Genomic DNA, 15089 nt, shown 5'->3' on the forward strand with positions numbered 1-15089 from the left:
AGCGTGTGCGGCCGTTTGCCTGTAGGCGCTGGCTTGCCAGCGATAGCGCCCCCAAGAGCGGCGCCAGGCTCAGGGCTGGATCGCCGGCAAGCCGGCTCCTACGAAGGGGTGTGGCGGCGAACCAGGCTGAGGTCGGGGGCGCAGGTACGGCGTTGGGTGAGGTAGCGGGTGCAACTGACCCGCAGGAAGGAGGCGAAATTCACCACTTCGCCGCGGTAGTCCATGACCTCTTCATACAGCTTGGCAATCAACTGGTTGGTGGTCATGCCGTCCACGGCGGCAATCTCGCTGAGGATGTCCCAGAACTGGTTTTCCAGGCGCAAGGTGGTGACCACGCCACAGATGCGCAGCGAACGAGAGCGGGACTCGTAGAGGATCGGGTCGGCTTTGACGTACAGCTCGCACATGGCGTGGTCCTCGTTTTACAGGGTAATCCGGGTGCCCAGCAGGCCCAGGAAACCCGCCAGCCAGCTAGGGTGCGCCGGCCAGGCCGGGGCGGTGGCCAGATTGCCTTGAACGTGGCCCTGCGTCACGGGGATATCAATGTAAGTGCCGCCGGCCAGTTTCACTTCCGGTGCACAGGCCGGATAGGCGCTGCATTCGCGGCCTTCGAGAATCCCGGCCGCCGCCAGCAGTTGCGCGCCGTGGCAAACGGCAGCGATTGGCTTGCCGGCCTGGTCAAAGGCTCGCACCAGTTGCAGGACTTTTTCATTCAGGCGCAGGTACTCCGGCGCACGCCCGCCCGGCACCAGCAAGGCGTCGTAATCCGCAGCCTCAACTTGGGCGAAGTCGAAGTTCAGGGCGAACAGATGGCCCGGTTTTTCGCTGTAGGTCTGGTCGCCCTCGAAGTCGTGGATCGCCGTGCGCACCGTCTGCCCGGCGCTCTTGTCGGGGCACACTGCGTGCACCGTGTGGCCGACCATCAACAGCGCCTGGAACGGCACCATCACTTCGTAGTCTTCGACGTAATCGCCAACCAGCATGAGAATCTTTTTCGCGGCCATGGAGTGGACTCCTTTCAGGGAAAGACGTGGGCGTCAGGAGTATTCAAAGTAGTCCTAAACCAGAGGGCCGGGTAATAGGGGGGTATTACAGGGGCAGCAGCAAGTGATGAGCTGCAAGCGGTAAGTGAACAGCTTGCCGATACCGCCCAACTGTACCCCCAACTCTGTAACCAGCTGTAGCAGCGGCGCGGTGGGCCTTTATGGCTATATGACGCCACCTGCCCCCTACGTCTCAATTGTGGTTGCCCTCATGTCCTCCCGCGAAAACACCGGCATGGCCCTCGGCCTGCTGGGCGTTGTTATTTTCAGCCTGACCCTGCCCTTCACCCGCATTGTGGTGGAGCAGATCCATCCGTTGCTCAACGGCCTGGGCCGTGCCCTGTTTGCGGCGATTCCGGCAGCGTTGCTGTTGCTGTGGCGGCGGGAAAAATGGCCGACCTGGAAGCAGATCAAAGGCCTGAGCCTGGTGATTCTTGGGGTGATTCTCGGCTTCCCGGTGCTGTCAGCGTGGGCCATGCAGACCCTGCCCGCCTCCCATGGCGCCCTGGTCAATGGCCTGCAACCACTGTGTGTGGCGCTGTATGCGGCCTGGCTGTCCCATGAGCGGCCGTCGAAGGCTTTCTGGGCCTGTGCTGCCCTGGGCAGTGCGCTGGTGCTGGGTTATGCACTGATTAGCGGTGCCGGCAGCATTCAGGCCGGTGACTTGTTGATGCTCGGAGCGATTGCCGTGGGTGGGCTGGGCTATGCCGAAGGCGGCCGGCTGGCTCGGGAAATGGGCGGCTGGCAGGTGATCTGCTGGGCGCTGGTGCTGTCCACGCCGCTGCTGATCGGCCCGGTGTGGTACCTGGCGGCGCAGCATCAGGGGGCGATTTCCAGCAAAACCTGGTGGGCCTTTGGCTACGTCGCGCTGTTTTCGCAGTTCCTCGGCTTTTTTGCCTGGTACGCCGGGCTGGCCATGGGCGGGATTGCCCGGGTCAGCCAGATCCAACTGCTACAGATCTTCTTCACCATCGCCTTTTCCGCGCTGTTCTTTGGCGAACAGGTGCAACCGATCACCTGGCTGTTCGCCGGAGGGGTGATCATCACGGTGATTCTCGGGCGCAAGACCAGCGTGCGCCCGGCACAACCGGGCAGCCTGCCGGACGGGGTTCAGCTCAAGTAGCCGTCGGCCCGCAACAGGCTTTCCAGGCAGTGTTCGCTGATCTGGTAGAAGGCCTTGAGTTCCTCGATCTTCAATAGCAACTGGGCCGGGTCCACCGGCTCGGCGCGCTTGACCGCAAGAATCATTTTGTTCTTGTTGGTGTGCTCCAGGGAGATGAACTCGAAGACCTTGGTTTCATAACCACAGGCCTCGAGGAACAACGCACGCAGGCTGTCGGTGACCATCTCTGCCTGCTGCCCCAGGTGCAGGCCGTATTGCAGCATCGGCTTGAGCAAGGCCGGGCTCTGGATCTGCAGGCGGATCTGTTTGTGGCAGCACGGCGAGCACATGATGATCGCCGCGCCGGAGCGGATGCCAGTATGAATCGCGTAGTCGGTGGCGATGTCACAGGCATGCAGGGCGATCATCACCTCCAGTTGGCTGGGGGCCACGCTGCGCACGTCACCGCACTTGAACACCAGCCCCGGGTGCTCCAAGCGTGCGGCGGCCGCGTTGCACAGCGTCACCATGTCTTCGCGCAGCTCGACCCCGGTCACCTCGCCCTCGGCCTGCAAGGTGTTGCGCAGGTAATCGTGGATGGCGAAGGTCAGGTAGCCCTTGCCGGAGCCGAAGTCCGCGACCCGCACCGGCTGGTCGAGCTTGATCGGCGATGAACCCAGGGCGTGGCTGAACACCTCGATGAATTTGTTGATCTGCTTCCACTTGCGCGACATGGCCGGGATCAACTCGTGCTGCTTGTTGGTCACCCCCAGGTCCGCGAGAAACGGCCGGCTCAGGTCAAGAAAGCGATTCTTCTCGCGGTTGTGCTCGGCGGACGGCACTTCCCGCGGCTGCTGGCTCTTGCCCTTGAACAACGAGCTTTTACCCTTCTTGCTGTATTCGAGCTGCACTTCATCGGTCAACGACAGCAAGTGAGCGTTCTTGAACGCCGCCGGCAACAACCCGGCGATGGTCGTCACACCTTCAGCCAGGGAGAAATTCTTGGTGATGTCGCGGGTTTTATAGCGATAGACAAAGGACAGGCACGGCTGCTCCTTGACCGTCAGTTGCTTGATGATGATCCGCTGCAAATCCGCTTCATCGCCCACGTACTTGGCCAGCACCAGCTTGATAAAAGCGTTTTGCGCCAGGCTGGTGTCCAGCAGGGCCAGAAACTGGGCGTGATGATCCGGCGCGAGGCTGGCGGAGGGGGCGGTAACGGACATGGGGGAGCGTGCCTCGGGGGAAGAGCGGTGCGGAACAGAAAAAAGTGCCGGGGATTTTAGGGGCAATGGGCCGAGGGGGCACGGAGTTATTGCACCAACGGCGCTTTTTTCCGCCGCGCCCCCAGCGCCAACGTCAACCGAGGGCGCCGGCCATTGCCCGGCCGGCTATCGGCCGGCAGCCAATGACCGGTTGCCCGGGCGCCGCCGGGCGCCGAATAAAATCGCGGGTTAGGGCAGATCCTGGCGAACGCGGTGCGGGTGGAAGTACGGGGTTTTCTCCAGTTCCCACTCCTGCTCCCAGTCCAGCAATCGCTGCTGATAGGCACTGAAGTCCGCGCAAAACAGTTGGGTGACGATGCCCTGGGCCAAACGTTCGGCAGCGGCCGAGATCGCCGGGATGTCCGAGGCAATGGAGCCGAAACTCAGGCTCGCGGCGTGATTGAACAGGTGCACCTGGTTCAGCTCGGAATCGCCATCAGCCCTGCCCCGCTCCTCCAGTTCAAACCCCCTGCCCAGCCACGGGAACAACCCCAGGTGCGGACGCTCGGCAGCCGGGGCGAAGCGATCACGCCACAAGGCCACTCGCTCCAGCACCTGGCCAAACAACGGCGCACGGGCCAGGTCGACGCGAAACCCGGTGCCGACAATCAAAAACTCCGCCTGGTCGCTGCGCTCGCCGAGCTGCAGATGCACCCGGCCGTCGACCTCGCTGACGGCCTCGAACCGCGAGTCGAAATTCACCGACAAGCGCTCACCGCCGGCCGCCGCCAGAGTGCGCAACACCGTCTCGTGGGGCGGCGGTGGCGGCGTGTCGTCCAGGTAGCAGGAGACAGCCCATTTCTGCTCCGGCGCCAGGGCCGACCAGCCTTCGATAAACCCGGGGTAAACGTACCCCCGGGCCTTGTTGATCTGCGGCAGATGGCTGCGCCGGGCATACAGGGTGACGTGGGCAGCACCGTGCTCCAGGGCCGTGGCGGCATTGTCCCAGGCAGAAGAACCGGCCCCGATCACCGCCACATGACGCCCGGCCAGGGCCGAAAAATCCACCGGGTCGCAACTATGGGCGGCGAAGCGGGGAAACAACCCGGGGTCGACAAACGCCGGGATACTCGCCCCACCCGCCCCGGCGCGCCCGGAGGCAATCACCAGGCGCCGGGCCTTGAAAGTGCCGCCGTCAGCCCGCCACAGCGTGACCTGCCCGGGCGCTACCGAAAAGCTGCGGATCGGCGCCTGGTACTCGATGGGCAAGTCGAAGGCCTCGGCGATCCAGTCGAGATAGCCTTGCCACACGGCGTTGGGAATCTTGTACAGCGCCTCCCAGGCCTCGTCGCCATGGACCGCCTCGTACCAGGCGCGAAACGTCAGGGCGCGAATGCCCAGGGCCAGCCCCGGCAAGTCCTTGGGCGAGCGCAAGGTAGGCATGCGCGCGTAGGTGGTCCAAGGCCCGCTGTGGCCCTGGGGTTGGTCGTCGAACAGGCGAATGTTCTGCACCCCCTTGAGGATCAGCGCCACTGCCGCGGCGATGCCGAACATGCCGGCCCCGACAATCGCCACATCGGCCAGCTCCTCGCCGTCGACGCTTTGGCCCTGGGTCGGCCAGGCCGCCGGGGGCAGTTTCAGGTAGGCCAGTTCTTCCCTCAGGCGTTGAGTGGCCAGGGTGTTGGACGCTGTCTTCGTCATGGGTGGTAATGACCTCCGAGGTAAGCTTCGACAATCCGTGGGTCGGCAGCGATCTGCTCGGCCGGCCCGGAAAAAGTGATGTGCCCGCCCTCCAGCACCGCCGCGTGGTCGGCCACCCGCAGCGCGGCCCGAGCGTTCTGCTCCACCAGCAGCACGGTGAGGCCGGTGGAGCGGATGTGTTGGATCAGGCGGAAAATTTCCCCCACCACCTTGGGCGCCAGGCCCAGGGAGGGTTCGTCCATCAGCAGAATGCGCGGACGACGCATCAGCGCACGACCGATGCAAAGCATTTGCTGCTCACCGCCGGAGAGCGAGCCGGCCAGTTGGTTGAGGCGCTCGCCGATCACCGGAAACAGATCCAGCACCGACTCGGCCTCGCGCATGCCGTAAGGCCCGCCGCCCACCAGCAGGTTTTCCCGAACCGTCATGTTGGAAAAAATCTGCCGGCCTTCCGGGGTCTGCAAAATGCCCCGCTGCACCCGCGTGTGGCTGGGCAGGCCGTTGATGTCTTGGCCGTCGAGCAGGACCTTGCCGCCACTGGCCTGGTAGATGCCGGAAATGGCCCGCATCAGGCTGGTCTTACCGGCGCCGTTGGCCCCCAGCACGGCGATGATGCTGCGCTCGGGCACCGCCAGGCTGATGCCGTGCAAAATGTCGTGGGTGCCGAGGTTGATCTTCAGGTTCTGTACTTCAAGGATGCTCATTGCCAGTCCGTCCCCAAGTAGGATTCCAGCACCGCCGCATCAGTGCGAATGGCGCTTGGCGGCCCGTCGGCGATCTTCTTGCCCGAGGCCAGGACGATGATCCGCTGACAGATCGACATCACCAGGTTCATGTCGTGCTCCACCAGCATCAGGCTCAGCCCCTCCTCGTGCAGACGGCGGATGCAAGCCGCCAATTCGGCGGTTTCGGTGTCGTTGAGGCCGGCCGCCGGCTCGTCGAGGATCAGCAACTGCGGTTGCATCGCCAGGGCTCGGGCAATTTCCAGGTACTTGCGCTGGCCGTAAGACAGATTGGCCGCCAACTCGTCGGCCAGATGCTGCAAACCAACCCGCTCCAGGGCCTGCCAGCTCAGTTCGGAGATCCGCCGACTGCGCGCCCCCCGGGCAAAAATGCTCTCCAACAGGCCCTGGCCGATCACTCCGGTGGCGCCGACCGAGACATTGTCGAACACGGTCATGTTGGGAAAGATCCGCAGGTTCTGGAAGGTTCGCGACAGGCCGAGCCGGGCAATCGAGTGCGGCGCCTGGTCGGTGATCTCACGCCCGGCAAAACGCACGCTGCCGGAACTGACCGGGACAAACCCGGTGATCAGGTTGAACAGGGTGGTCTTGCCGGCGCCATTGGGGCCGATCAACCCCACCAGTTCGCCTTGATCGACGTACCCGGATACCTGGTCGATGGCATTCAGCCCGCCGAAGCGTCGGCTCAGGTCGGTAAATTCAAGCAGCCTCATTTCCAGCCCACCTTCTTACCCTGCTGTTGTCTCCAGGCCCCGCCCAGCAAGCCGCGCGCCAGGGAAATCGCCGGCACTTCGCCGCACAGGCCCTTGGGCAGGAACAGGATGGAGAAGAACATGACGAGGCCGACGATGATGTTGCGCAAGTCGCCGAAACCGCGCAGGGCTTCCGGCAGCAAAACCAGCAACAGCGCGCCGATGATCGCCCCGGGAAGGCTGCCCAGGCCGCCGACCACCACCATGGCGAGGATCAGGATGGTTTCGGAGAATTTGAAGTCGTTCGGCGAGATGTAGCCCGTGGTGTAGGCCCAGAGCGCACCGGCAATACCGGCAAAAAACGCCGCCACGGAGAACACCTCGGTCTTCAGCCGGGCCGCATCGATGCCCATGGCCGCGGCGCACTGGTCATCCTCGCGCAGGGCCCGCAGCGCGTTGCCGTAGTAGGAGTAACTGAGGCGGTGGATGATCCAGATCGACAGCGACACGGTGATCGCGACCACGTAGTAGATGCCGGTGTTGTCGGTAACCTCGTAGCCGAACAGGTTCATCGGCGAGAACAGGGTCACGCCGTTCGGCCCGCCAGTGACCTCGACCCAATTCATCAGGACGATGTAAATCATCTGCCCAATGGCCAGGGTCGCCACGGCGAAGTAAATGCTCACCAGGCGCATAGTGGGCAGCGCCACCAGGAAGGCGATCAATGCCGAGCCCAGCCCCGCCAGCGGCAGGGCCAGCCAGAACGGTACTTGGTAGGCGACCCCGGCCAGGGCCGCCAGATAGGCACCGACGCCGTAGAACGCTGCCTGGCCCAGGTGCAGCAGGCCGGTAACGCCCGACACCAGGTGCAGGGATGAGGCCAGCAGCGCGAAGATCAGCGCCAGGCTGGCCAACTGGTAGTAATAGCCGCCGCCATGCAGGTACAGCGCCAGGGGCACCGCCACCAGCACCAGCAGCAAGATCGCGGCAATGACCGCGCGCGGAGTGAATCGCTCAGACACGTTCCCGCCCTCCACCAAACAAACCCCGGGGAAAAAAGACCAGGGTCAGGATCAGGAATAGATAAGGCACCAGGTCGGCCCATGCAGAGGGCATCACGGTGGTGGCCATGCTTTCCGAAACCCCGAGGATCAGGGCGCAGATCACCGCCCCAGGAATCGACACCAGGCCGCCCATGACCATGGCCACAAAGGCCTTGATGCCCGGGGCAAAGCCCATGGAAGGAAACACCGAACCGTAATACAGGCCCACCAGCAAGCCGGCCACGGCGCCCATCAGCGACCCGAGGATAAAGGTGCTGACAATGGTGCGGTCGACGTTGATGCCACTGTACTTGGCCCCCAGTGGGTTGTTGGACACCGCACGGATCGACAGGCCGATGCGGGTCTTTTTCAGCAGCCATTGCAGGCCGATCAGCATGCTCGCCGAGACCCCGAAGATCACCAGGTCGCCGCTGACGATGGTAATGCTGCCCAAGGCAATGGGCGTATTGAGCATGTAGCCGAAGGGCACCGGCTGCATCTGCGAGCCCATGCCCAGTTCCAGGCCTTCACGCACGATGATGGACAGCGCCAGAGACGACATCAGCGTCGACTCGCGCATGGCCCGGGACTTCAGCGACGCCTCGTCGGAGAAACGCCGGAACGGCTTGAACGCCAGTCGCTCCAGGCCGAAGCCGAGCAAGGCTCCAACCGCCGCCACCAGCAGGATCACGCCCGCCAGCGGCGGCGCGTAGGCACCGATGATAAACAGGCCGGCCACGGCGCCGATGGTGTAGACCTCGGAGTGGGCGAAATTCACGGCATTGAGCACGCCGAAAATCAGGGTGAAACCGATCGCCACCAGCGCATAGGTCATGCCTTGCGACAAGCCGATGGCCAGTAGCTGGAAATAATAGGAATCGATCACGGCTAACGCCTCGAACAGGTAGGGCTGGCTCCCCGGCGCACAGGTGGGCGCGCCAGGTTCCCGGGGTGCCCGGGCCGTCGGCGCCACGCGATTGAAGGTTTCAACCACGGGGCCACCGGGGTGGTCAGTGGGTCGAAGGCTCGAACTTGCCGGCCACCACTTCCACCTTGACCAGGGACTTTTGCGGCTCACGGTTGGCGTCGAAGGTGGTGGACCCGGTCACCCCCGGGAAGTCCTTGGTGTCGGCCAACGCCTGGCGCACCTTGTCCCTAGTCGGCTCGGGATAGGCCCGGGCCAGGGCGTCGAGCATGATGTTGGTGGCGTCATAGGCCTGGGCCGGGAACTGGCCGGGCTCCTCGCCATTGCGCGCCGCCTTCCACTCGCTCACGAAGTGCCGCACGTTATCGCTGTCCACCGTCGGCAGGAAGGTCGAGGTCAATCGCAAGCCGTCGGCGTCCTTGCCCGCCAGCTTGATCAACTGCTCGTTGTAGGCCGCGGAGCTGGAGAACACCGGCGCCTTGACCCCCAACTGATGCAGCTGCTTGAGGAACTGCGCCGCGTCCTCATAGAAAATCGCGCCGTAAATGGCATCGGGTTGGGCCCGGTCGACCTTGGTGATCAGCGAACGAAAATCCGGAATGCCGCGGTTGAAGTACTCGGAGAACACCACCTCGATGCCGTTTTCCTTGGCCTTTTTCTCAAAGGCCCGCACTGCCGACTGCCCCCAGTCGGTCTGTTCGCCAATCACCGCCACCTTCTTGTAACCCTGGGCCGCGATCCAGTCGGCGTTGTAGGGGCCTTCCTGATCCTGATTGGTGATGTTGCGAAATTGCCACTGGGAAATTTTCGTGTAGTCGGGGTGGGACGCCGTCTGCGACAGCTGGGACAAGCCTGCGCGCTTGTAGACCTGGGCCGATGCCATGGACACCGTCGAGGTGAAATCCCCCAGCACGCCGAGGATGCTCGGATCATCGGAGAACTTACGGGCAATCGACACCGCTTCCTTGGCATCGGAGCGGGAGTCTTCGAAGACAATCTCCACCGGCACCGGTAGCCGGCCGGAAGCGTTGAACTCCTTCAGCGCAATTTGCGCGGCGACCTTGAAGTCCTGCCCATATTGAGCGGTGTTGCCGGTGAGCGGTAATTGATAGCCGATGCGCAGGCTGTCCGCCCCATTGGCAACCCCGGCCAAGGCCAATGCCGTGAACGCCAGGCTGAACACGACCTTTTTGCGAATGCCCATGTATCCCCCAAAACCCAAAGTTGATCAGCGTTATAAATACTCACGCGCCTGCAGAACTTGATCGATTCAAAGTTCCTCTGTGCAACGCGCACAAAACCCGGCCACGACCAAAGAACCCGAGGGTTAGTCGTCCGCTGCCTTATCAAGTCGTTAGTTGATCGAGCTGAAAAAAACCTGGCCCGAAGTTGCCCCAATAGCGTTCAACGCGCAGGCGGAAACACGGGCAACCGGCACTGCACAAACCCACCGGCACCCAGGCTCAAACACGCGTCGAACCGCAGCCCAGAGGCCTCGCCTGCCTTGGCCCAGCGCTGCGAAGAATACTCACTATGCTTATTCGCTTCTAATATTGTTTTTTACATTTATATGCAAATATCGAATAAGCAGTAAATTATTACTGACGGATTTAATCGGTTATTCACAGCAGAAGAGTGAGAGACCCGGAGGCGGATTGGCTATGGAGACTTAACCGAGTGCCATCACCGAATTGATACTTTAGTCGCAAATAACCAGACTGAAGTTCTGGGCTAATCAAATGGGAAGTGTGTTCGAATCTTGCTCATGACACGCACGTGAGGGGAATAAACATTGAGGAAAATGGCGTACATCGATATTTAAAAGCGCTATTCGGCCAACTACTACTTTCGACCTATCACGCTCAAACAGTAGCGATCCAAATTCGCCCGGGACCGTGATAACAGGCCCTCTTTATCACGGGGCCTGTAGGGGGCGGCGCGGGCTGAGTTCAGCCCAGCACCACCAGACGATTGGGCAATTCATTGCGCACCTGGGTCACCGGCACATGCACCTTGAGCACTTCGCCGCAGGCTTCGATGCAATCCAGAAAGCCCTGCAAGGTTTGCCCCTGCTTCACCTGCTGGGTGAAGGCCTTGATGAGGGTGTCCCAGGTTTTGTTGTCCAGGCGCTGGGAAATGCCCTCGTCCACGAGGATTTCCACATAACGCTCGGCTCGCAGACAAAGATCAGGATCCCGGTGCTGCCCACGGTGTGGTGCAGGTTCTGCTCGAGAAATTGCCGGCGAGCCAGGTTCGACGCGCGCCAATGGCGCACCGAACGCGGGATCAGGCGGGTGGTGATGGAGGGAATCCGAAACACCAGGCACAGCACGATAAAGGTCGCCCATTGCGCCAGCAGCAACAGGTGCATATTCAGCATACCGGTGGCGTAGTGCACGATGCCCGGCACAATCAGCGCCAGCAGGCTGGCCCAGAGCAGGGGGATATAGGCGTAGTCATCGGCCCGTGCGGCCAGCACGGTGACCAGCTCGGCGTCGGTCTGCTGCTCGACCCGGGCAATCGCCTCGGCGACCTGCCGCTGTTCGTACTCACTCAGTAATGCCATGTCGTTCAATACCCGCCTTTTATTGTTGGTTACCAACTGCCCGAGGACCCGCCGCCGCCAAAACTGCCACCGCCGCCGCTGAACCCTCCCCCGCCCCGGGAGCCTCCGGAACCGCCGCCACCGCCACGGCCACCACTGGGCAAGATCCCCAGCAGTTGGCCGATAAAAATCGCCAGGATAAACAGCATCACCAGGAAGATGAACAGCAGCGGGTGGCGCTCGACAAAATCCGACTGCTCAGCGTCGCCGCCATACACCGGCGCCGGTTCATCCAGGGGCGTACCGCCGAGCACCAGGAGTATCGCCGAGACTCCGTCGCTGATGCCCTTGCTGAACTGCCCGGTCTTGAACGCCGGGGTGATCACTTGGTTGATGATCACCGAGGCCTGAGCATCGGTCAGGCGATCCTCCAGGCCATAACCCACTTCGATGCGCAGCTTGCGCTCATCCCGGGCGACGATCAGCAGCGCGCCGTTGTTCTTGTCCTTCTGGCCGATGCCCCAATGACGCCCCAGTTGGTAGCCGAAGTCCTCAATGGTGGCGCCTTGCAGGTCCGCCAGGGTCACCACCACCAATTGCTCGCCGGTGGCCTGCTCGTGGGCTTGCAGCTCCTGGGTCAGTTGAGCGCGGGTGGCCGGTTCGATCAGTTGCGCGTTGTCCACCACTCGCCCGCTCAGGGCCGGGAAGCTCAGTTCGGCCTGGGCCGTGACCGCGAACACCCAGAGCAGCAACAGCCCCACTTTAATCGCTCGCATCCGCACCTCGCTCTGTTGTGATCGCTGTGACCGACTGCCGGAAGCGCCGCCCCCGCCAAAACTGCGAAGCCTGGTGCAGCCCCGGGTATTTTGGTCGCGGTTTCAGCTCGCCGACCACGTCAGCGCTGTCGACAGCAACGCGCCGGGCAGCAAGCGCGACAACGGCGCCATCAGAATTTGACTTTAGGGGCTTGCTCGGCGTCGGGGGTGATGGCCTCGAAGGACTCACGCACCGGCAGGTCGCTGTACATCAGGCTGTGCCACAGGCGGCCGGGGAAGGTACGGATCTCGGTGTTGTATTTTTGCACCGCGAGGATAAAGTCGCGGCGAGCCACGGCGATGCGGTTCTCGGTGCCTTCGAGCTGGGATTGCAAGGCCAGGAAGTTCTGGTTGGCCTTGAGGTCCGGGTAGCGCTCGGACACCACCATCAAACGGCTGAGGGCGCCGCTCAACTGGTCCTGGGCCTGCTGGAACTGCTTGAGCTTCTCGGGGTTGTCCAGGGTCTTGGCGTCCACCTGGATCGACGTCGCCTTGGCCCGTGCTTCGATCACCGCGGTCAGGGTGTCTTGCTCGTGCTTGGCGTAGCCCTTGACGGTTTCCACCAGGTTGGGAATCAGGTCGGCACGGCGCTGGTACTGGTTCTGCACCTGGCCCCAATCGGCCTTGACCTGCTCGTCGAGGGTCGGAATGTTGTTGATGCCGCAGCCGCTGAGCAAGCTGCTGAGCAGGATCAGGGCCGCGACGGGCCAGCTCGAACGCAGACGTAGTCCGATGTTCATGGGGGTGGGGCTCCTTGCACAACCTGATGGAATGGATCCTGTGGCTCGCTAAATTCACGGAGGGCGGCAAAATCTGCCTGCGCCACTGGAATGCGTCGAGCCGATGGGCTAAAAGATGCCCAGCGCGAAAAAGAGTTCAGAAGTGTGCGGGATTTATCTGAACAACAATAGTCGCTCCCTAAATTTCGGCTGCTCGACGCGTCACTCCAGCGTCGGCCTTGAGCCTTTGAGAACAATATTCATGAAGAAGCTGTGTTTGCTGGGCCTGCTGGTCAGCCTGGCCAGTCACCCTGTGTTGGCCGAATCCACTTCGGTGCCCCTTGAGAACAAGGACGCTTTCATCAGCAACCTGATGAAGCAGATGACCCTCGACGAGAAAATCGGCCAGCTGCGCCTGATCAGCATCGGCCCGGAAATGCCCCGGGAGATGATCCGCAAGGAAATTGCCGCCGGGCGTATCGGCGGTACGTTCAACTCCATCACTCGCCCGGAAAACCGGCCGATGCAGGATGCGGCCATGCGCAGCCGCCTGAAGATCCCGATGTTCTTCGCCTACGACGTGATCCACGGTCACCGGACCATTTTCCCCATCAGCCTGGCCCTGGCCTCGAGCTGGGACATGGACGCCATCGGCCGCTCCGGGCGCATCGCCGCTCTGGAAGCCAGCGCCGACAGCCTGGACATCACCTTCGCGCCAATGGTCGACATCTCCCGCGATCCTCGCTGGGGCCGCACCTCCGAAGGTTTCGGTGAAGACACCTACCTGGTCTCGCGCATCGCCAAAGTCATGGTCAAGGCCTACCAGGGCGCCACCCCGGCAGCCGCCGACAGCATCATGGCCAGCGTCAAGCACTTCGCCCTGTATGGCGCGGTGGAAGGCGGACGCGACTACAACATCGTCGACATGAGCCCGGTGAAGATGTACCAGGACTACCTGCCGCCCTACCGCGCCGCGATCGACGCCGGCGCGGGCGGGGTGATGGTGGCCCTGAACTCGATCAACGGCGTGCCCGCCACCTCCAACACCTGGCTGATGAACGACCTGCTGCGCAAGGACTGGGGCTTCAAGGGCCTGGCCGTCAGCGACCACGGAGCGATCATCGAGCTGATCCGCCACGGCGTTGCCAAGGACGGGCGCGAAGCCGCCAAGCTGGCGATCAAGGCCGGCATCGACATGAGCATGAACGACTCGCTGTACGGCAAGGAGCTGCCGGGGCTGCTCAAGTCCGGGGAGATCGAACAGAAGGACATCGACAACGCGGTGCGTGAAGTGCTGGCGGCCAAGTACGACATGGGCCTGTTCAAGGACCCGTACCTGCGCATCGGCAAGGCCGAGGATGACCCGGTCGAAACCAACGCCGAAAGTCGCCTGCACCGCAGCGACGCGCGGGATATCGCGCGCCGCAGCCTGGTGCTGCTGAAGAACCGGAACGAGACCCTGCCGCTGCAGAAAACCGCGAAAATCGCCCTGGTCGGCCCCCTGGCCAAGGCGCCGATCGACATGATGGGCAGTTGGGCCGCCGCCGGCGTGCCGGCGCAATCGGTGACCCTGTACGACGGCATGCGCAACGTTCTCGGTGACAAGGCCCAATTGGTGTATGCCCGAGGCTCCAACATCACCGCCGACAAGAAGGTGGTGGACTACCTGAACTTCCTCAACTTCGACGCCCCGGAAGTGGTGGATGACCCGCGCCCGGCGCAGCAGATGATCGACGAAGCAGTGAAAGCGGCCCAGGCCTCGGACGTGGTCGTGGCGGCCGTGGGCGAGTCGCGGGGCATGTCCCACGAGTCCTCAAGCCGCACCGACCTGCACATTCCCGCCAGCCAGCGCGAGCTGATCAAGGCCCTCAAGGCCACCGGCAAGCCGTTGGTATTGGTGCTGATGAATGGCCGGCCACTGTCGCTGCTGGAAGAGAACGAACAGGCCGACGCCATCCTGGAAACCTGGTTCAGCGGCACCGAAGGCGGCAACGCCATCGCCGACGTGCTGTTCGGTGACTACAACCCTTCGGGCAAGTTGCCGATCACCTTCCCCCGCTCCGTGGGGCAGATTCCGACCTACTACAACCACCTGACCATTGGCCGGCCGTTCACGCCGGGCAAACCGGGCAACTACACCTCGCAGTACTTCGATGACACCACCGGCCCGCTGTTCCCGTTCGGCTACGGCCTGAGCTACACCAGCTTCAGTCTGTCGGACATGGCGTTGTCGTCCACCACCCTGAACAAGGGCGGCAAGCTCGACGCCAGCGTGACCCTGAAGAACACCGGCAAGCGTGACGGCGAAACCGTGGTGCAGTTGTATGTGCAGGATGTGGCCGGGTCGATGATCCGCCCGATCAAGGAACTGAAGAACTTCCAGAAAGTGATGCTCAAGGCCGGTGAAACGAAGGTCATTCACTTCACCCTTACCGAAGAGGATTTGAAGTTCTACAACGCCCAGCTCAAGTACGCCGCCGAGCCGGGTGACTTCAATGTACAGATCGGCCTGGACTCCCAGGACGTCGAACAACAGAGCTTCGAACTGCTCTGAGC

At 62.7% G+C, this 15089-nt stretch carries 13 protein-coding genes and 1 pseudogene; 2 read left to right on the forward strand and 12 right to left on the reverse strand.

The annotated features are described in order from the left end of the window. Nucleotides 1–98: 98 nt before the first annotated feature. On the reverse strand, nt 99–407 hold the full coding sequence (locus M1B35_RS27235; protein WP_123336376.1) for a ribbon-helix-helix domain-containing protein: 309 nt from the start codon (nt 405–407) through the stop codon (nt 99–101). A 15-nt stretch (nt 408–422) separates the two neighbouring features. Then, nucleotides 423–1004 carry a DJ-1/PfpI family protein gene (locus M1B35_RS27240; protein WP_123336377.1) on the reverse strand — a complete coding sequence of 194 codons (582 nt, stop codon included), beginning with the start codon at nt 1002–1004 and terminating at the stop codon, nt 423–425. A 250-nt stretch (nt 1005–1254) separates the two neighbouring features. Here M1B35_RS27240 and M1B35_RS27245 point away from each other — a divergent pair, with 250 nt between their 5' ends. Continuing rightward, the gene (locus M1B35_RS27245; protein WP_268263613.1) at nt 1255–2166 is read left to right on the forward strand and encodes a DMT family transporter; all 912 of its coding nucleotides are present in this window, start codon (nt 1255–1257) and stop codon (nt 2164–2166) included. Here the strand turns inward: M1B35_RS27245 and M1B35_RS27250 are convergent. The 10 genes and pseudogenes from M1B35_RS27250 to M1B35_RS27295 all read right to left on the reverse strand — a co-directional run bounded on the left by M1B35_RS27250 (nt 2154) and on the right by M1B35_RS27295 (nt 12554). Continuing rightward, the gene (locus M1B35_RS27250) at nt 2154–3371 is read right to left on the reverse strand and encodes a class I SAM-dependent methyltransferase (protein WP_123336381.1); all 1218 of its coding nucleotides are present in this window, start codon (nt 3369–3371) and stop codon (nt 2154–2156) included. The genes M1B35_RS27245 and M1B35_RS27250 overlap by 13 nt on opposite strands. 228 nt (nt 3372–3599) lie before the next feature. Next, on the reverse strand, nt 3600–5051 hold the full coding sequence (locus M1B35_RS27255; protein WP_268263614.1) for an NAD(P)-binding domain-containing protein: 1452 nt from the start codon (nt 5049–5051) through the stop codon (nt 3600–3602). Further along, nucleotides 5048–5755, reverse strand: a complete 708-nt coding sequence (locus M1B35_RS27260) for an ABC transporter ATP-binding protein (RefSeq protein WP_123336385.1) — start codon at nt 5753–5755, stop codon at nt 5048–5050. The genes M1B35_RS27255 and M1B35_RS27260 overlap by 4 nt, the downstream gene beginning before the upstream one ends. Next, on the reverse strand, nt 5752–6507 hold the full coding sequence (locus tag M1B35_RS27265) for an ABC transporter ATP-binding protein (protein ID WP_123336387.1): 756 nt from the start codon (nt 6505–6507) through the stop codon (nt 5752–5754). Before M1B35_RS27265 ends, M1B35_RS27260 begins: the two co-directional genes overlap by 4 nt. Continuing rightward, a complete protein-coding gene (locus M1B35_RS27270) occupies nt 6504–7508 on the reverse strand; it encodes a branched-chain amino acid ABC transporter permease (RefSeq protein ID WP_268263615.1) in 1005 nt (334 codons plus the stop codon). The genes M1B35_RS27265 and M1B35_RS27270 overlap by 4 nt, the downstream gene beginning before the upstream one ends. Then, nucleotides 7501–8415, reverse strand: a complete 915-nt coding sequence (locus M1B35_RS27275) for a branched-chain amino acid ABC transporter permease (RefSeq protein ID WP_123336392.1) — start codon at nt 8413–8415, stop codon at nt 7501–7503. The genes M1B35_RS27270 and M1B35_RS27275 overlap by 8 nt, the downstream gene beginning before the upstream one ends. A gap of 124 nt (nt 8416–8539) precedes the next feature. After that, nucleotides 8540–9658: an ABC transporter substrate-binding protein gene (locus M1B35_RS27280; protein WP_123336394.1), complete on the reverse strand. Its 1119-nt coding sequence runs from the start codon at nt 9656–9658 to the stop codon at nt 8540–8542. A 745-nt stretch (nt 9659–10403) separates the two neighbouring features. Continuing rightward, nucleotides 10404–11020: pseudogene (locus M1B35_RS27285) on the reverse strand (TPM domain-containing protein). Between the two features lie 29 nt (nt 11021–11049). Next, entirely contained in the window at nt 11050–11775 is a 726-nt protein-coding gene (locus M1B35_RS27290) for a TPM domain-containing protein (protein WP_268263616.1), read from the reverse strand. A 170-nt stretch (nt 11776–11945) separates the two neighbouring features. Then, nucleotides 11946–12554 (reverse strand): LemA family protein, encoded by a 609-nt coding sequence (locus tag M1B35_RS27295; RefSeq protein WP_123336400.1) that lies wholly within the window; start codon nt 12552–12554, stop codon nt 11946–11948. A 241-nt stretch (nt 12555–12795) separates the two neighbouring features. On the opposite strand from M1B35_RS27295, the gene bglX reads away from it, so the two are divergent. Beyond that, entirely contained in the window at nt 12796–15087 is a 2292-nt protein-coding gene (gene bglX / locus M1B35_RS27300; protein WP_268263617.1) for a beta-glucosidase BglX, read from the forward strand. The last annotated feature ends 2 nt before the right edge of the window (nt 15088–15089 follow it).

The sequence above is a fragment of the Pseudomonas morbosilactucae genome (genome assembly GCF_023241665.1).
Classification (GTDB): Bacteria; Pseudomonadota; Gammaproteobacteria; order Pseudomonadales; family Pseudomonadaceae; genus Aquipseudomonas; species Aquipseudomonas morbosilactucae.

Excerpts from the sequence above, each read along its gene's own strand:
- M1B35_RS27235 (WP_123336376.1), bottom strand. The coding sequence starts at position 407 with ATGTGCGAGCTGTACGTCAAAGCCGACCCGATCCTCTACGAGTCCCGC.
- M1B35_RS27240 (WP_123336377.1), bottom strand. The coding sequence starts at position 1,004 with ATGGCCGCGAAAAAGATTCTCATGCTGGTTGGCGATTACGTCGAAGAC.
- M1B35_RS27245 (WP_268263613.1), top strand. The coding sequence starts at position 1,255 with ATGTCCTCCCGCGAAAACACCGGCATGGCCCTCGGCCTGCTGGGCGTT.
- M1B35_RS27250 (WP_123336381.1), bottom strand. The coding sequence starts at position 3,371 with ATGTCCGTTACCGCCCCCTCCGCCAGCCTCGCGCCGGATCATCACGCC.
- M1B35_RS27255 (WP_268263614.1), bottom strand. The coding sequence starts at position 5,051 with ATGACGAAGACAGCGTCCAACACCCTGGCCACTCAACGCCTGAGGGAA.
- M1B35_RS27260 (WP_123336385.1), bottom strand. The coding sequence starts at position 5,755 with ATGAGCATCCTTGAAGTACAGAACCTGAAGATCAACCTCGGCACCCAC.
- M1B35_RS27265 (WP_123336387.1), bottom strand. The coding sequence starts at position 6,507 with ATGAGGCTGCTTGAATTTACCGACCTGAGCCGACGCTTCGGCGGGCTG.
- M1B35_RS27280 (WP_123336394.1), bottom strand. The coding sequence starts at position 9,658 with ATGGGCATTCGCAAAAAGGTCGTGTTCAGCCTGGCGTTCACGGCATTG.
- M1B35_RS27290 (WP_268263616.1), bottom strand. The coding sequence starts at position 11,775 with ATGCGAGCGATTAAAGTGGGGCTGTTGCTGCTCTGGGTGTTCGCGGTC.
- M1B35_RS27295 (WP_123336400.1), bottom strand. The coding sequence starts at position 12,554 with ATGAACATCGGACTACGTCTGCGTTCGAGCTGGCCCGTCGCGGCCCTG.
- bglX (WP_268263617.1), top strand. The coding sequence starts at position 12,796 with ATGAAGAAGCTGTGTTTGCTGGGCCTGCTGGTCAGCCTGGCCAGTCAC.